The organism is Pseudanabaena sp. 'Roaring Creek' (genome assembly GCF_001402795.1).
GTDB lineage: Bacteria > Cyanobacteriota > Cyanobacteriia > Pseudanabaenales > Pseudanabaenaceae > Pseudanabaena.
Window position 1 is genome coordinate 1 of record NZ_LIRE01000324.1, and the last position, 3,275, is coordinate 3,275.

At 46.4% G+C, this 3,275-nt stretch carries 1 protein-coding gene and 1 pseudogene; both read left to right on the plus strand.

The features are described from left to right. Nucleotides 1–618: pseudogene (locus AC805_RS26230) on the plus strand (S-layer family protein); the annotation flags it as partial. Nucleotides 619–633: 15 nt separating this feature from the next. Next, the gene (locus AC805_RS11000; protein WP_082429468.1) at nucleotides 634–3,219 is read left to right on the plus strand and encodes a CHAT domain-containing protein; all 2,586 of its coding nucleotides are present in this window, start codon (nucleotides 634–636) and stop codon (nucleotides 3,217–3,219) included. Nucleotides 3,220–3,275: the final 56 nt, after the last annotated feature.

The following is a 3,275-nucleotide window of genomic DNA, read 5'->3' on the forward strand; positions in this document are numbered from 1 at the left end:
GCGGGTGGTAAGGGTAATGGCGGTAATATTACGATTAGCAGTCCTTTCATTATTGGTTTAGGGAATAGTGACATAGTGGCTAATGCCTTTCAAGGCAATGGGGGGAATATTCAAATTAGTACCAATGGCATCTTTGGGTTGAAATACCGACCTTACCGCACCGAGGATAACGATATCACGGCGAGTTCGCAGTTTGGATTGAGCGGCACGGTGAATATTAATAACCTTACTTTTACTCCGACCGCTGGATTGATTCAACTGCCCAGCAATATCGACGATCCGAGCCAGCGCATTGCCCAAGGCTGTCGAACCTATGGCAATAGTCGCTTTGTTGTCACTGGTCGTGGGGGATTACCTGATAATCCTAGCGATCGCCGCAGTGGCGATCGTCCTTGGATCGATATCCGCGACCCCGCATCTCTTCGCAATCCTAATAATCTCGCAACTACAAGCCAGTCCGAAAAGCAATCGGCGAATGCGGCACTGCCCATTGTGGAAGCTATTGGGTGGCGATTCAATGCGAAGGGTGAAGTGGAAATCTATGCCACAAGCTCCGATCCTTCTACTTCAGCGTTTTCTGATGTCAACTGTAAGGGCATACCTACATTTAACCTATAATTTGGAGTTACGATTGTGTTAATAAATCTTGTCCTGATAAAAAAGATCGTCCGTTATAGTCTGCTAGGACTAATAGGACTTTATTTAGCTCTTTCCTTGGGAATAGATCGTTCCCATGCGATCGCTCTCAATGCCCCTGCGGAGTCGTCTGCGCCGATCGCAGTATCCTCAACTGCTACTTCAAGCAATAACAGTCTAGATCGAGGACGCAATTTATACGATGCAGGTCAATTTACTGAGGCAGTAAAGGTTTGGCAAATGACCGCACAGAGCTACGGCTCTCAAGGCGATCGCCCTAACCAAGCCCTCACCCTCAGCTATCTCTCGCTGGCTTACCAGCAATTAAATCAATGGAATGCCGCTCAAAATAGCATTGATGAAAGTTTAGCGATTCTCAAGGGAGTCAAGCCTGTCGATGCAATTCTCTTGGCACAGGTTTTGAATACTAAAGCCATCCTCCAGCAACAAATTGGACAATCGCAAACGGCAGTAGACACATGGAAACAAGCTCAAGGTTACTATCAGCAAGCAGGCGATCTGCAAGGCGTGCTAGGGACGGAGATCAATCAGGCTCAGGCTTTACAAAGTTTAGGCTTTTATCGGCGATCGCGACAAATCCTAGATGACATTAACCAGCAACTCGAAAAAAGCGATGACTCGCTTTTGAAAGTGAGCGGCTTACGGAGCGTGGGGAATGCCCTGCGCGTGCTAGGCGATAATGAGGCAAGCTACAAATCTCTGTCATGGGGTTTAGCGATCGCCAAAAATCTTAACGCCATCAATGAATTAAGTCCAATTCTCATTGGCTTAGGCAATAACGCCGCCGATACACGCAATTTTGACGTAGCGCTGCAACACTTTATCGAAGCGGAGAAAGCTGCGACCAAAGCCAGCGATCGCATTGAATCAAAGCTCAACCAATTACAGGTTTACGTGAATATGGGGCAGACCCAAGCCATCGCGACCCTCGCCCCCAACATCCTGCAAGAACTCAGCGAGATCCCACCCAGTCGGGCTTCTCTATATGCGATCGTTAACTTTGCGAGCAATCTCTCAAAGCTTTCCCCACAGGAGCAACCCATTCCCTCTAGCACAATTATCCAGCTTTTAGACAAGTCGGTACAGTCCGCAAGGAAGGTCAACGATCCCCAAGCTGAAGCCTATCTCCTCTCGCAATGGGGGCAACTAGTTGCCAATAACGGACAACCCAATGAGGGAATTCGACTCCTTCAACAATCGATGCAACTGTCGCAGTCTATTCAATCCAAAAATATTCTGTCGCAGTCAGCATGGAAATTAGGTCGCTTGCTCCATCAACAGGGACAAAAACAAGCAGCGATCGCCGCCTATGGAGAAGCAGTTGATGCGCTGCAAACTCTACGCAGCGATCTGGTGGGTATCAATCAAGAAGTACAATTTTCTTTCCGAGAAAGTATTGAACCTGTATACCGAGAATTCGTTAGTTTACTTGTTGATGATAATCCCGATCAATCTGCTCTAGTTAAAGCACGCGAACTAATTGAAGCTCTACAACTAGCGGAACTAGATAATTTCTTCCGAGAATCTTGTCTTAATTCCCAACCTCTGCAAATCGATCAGATCGATACTAAGGCTGCCGTTGTTTATGCCATCATGCTGCCCAATCGGATCGCAGTGATTCTCTCTACCGCAGGACAGCCTTTGACCTATTACAGTACCCCTGTCCCTAAGGAGGAAGCTGAACAAACTATTCGCGCGTACCTAGGTTCCCTTCACCCTGCCTCTGATAATAAAGGTCAGAAACTACTTTCCCAGAAAATTTACAACTGGCTGATTCGTCCTGCCACCGCCAGTCAAGCCCTAAAGGAAAAACAAACTCTAGTCTTTGTGCTAGATGGGTTATTACGAAAAATTCCTATGGCAGCGCTCTATGATGGGAAACAATACCTCATTGAAAATTATGCTGTAGCCCTATCTCCTGGATTAAAACTGTTAGAGACTCAATCACTAGAGCAGAAACAGATTCGATCGGTTGTCGCAGGTATTAGTACTGCCCGCAATGGCTTCAATTCCTTACCCGCTGTGGAGACAGAGGTCGTAACAATTTCTCAAGCCACCTCTGGCAATAAACTACTAAATCAAGAATTTACTCCTAGCGCTTTATCAAAAAGTATCGAATCCAAGATGGCTAATGTGGTGCATCTAGCTACCCACGGTCAGTTTAGTTCTAAACAAGAAGACACGTTCCTATTAACTTGGGATGGAAGATTAAATATCCGCGAGCTGTCCGAGCTATTGCAAAAGCGAGAAACAGGGCAATCAGGAGCCATTGATTTACTGGTGTTGAGTGCTTGCGATACTGCCGCAGGGGACGATCGCGCCGTCTTAGGACTAGCAGGATTAGCGTTAAAGTCGGGAGCGCGATCGACGATCGCTACCCTCTGGCCTGTAAAGGATAATGTTGCTTCACGCTTAATGGTAAAGCTATATCAAGATTTAGGTAAGCCCCACATTTCCAAAGCTGAAGCATTACGTCAAGCCCAAATTTCTATCCTCTCCGACAAGAACTTCACCGATCCCTTCTTTTGGTCATCCTTTGTCTTGGTGGGTAATTGGCTGTAATAAGTATAGATAATTCAAATAAAAACTACAGCTTCGACTTCGCTCAGCTAGCTTAC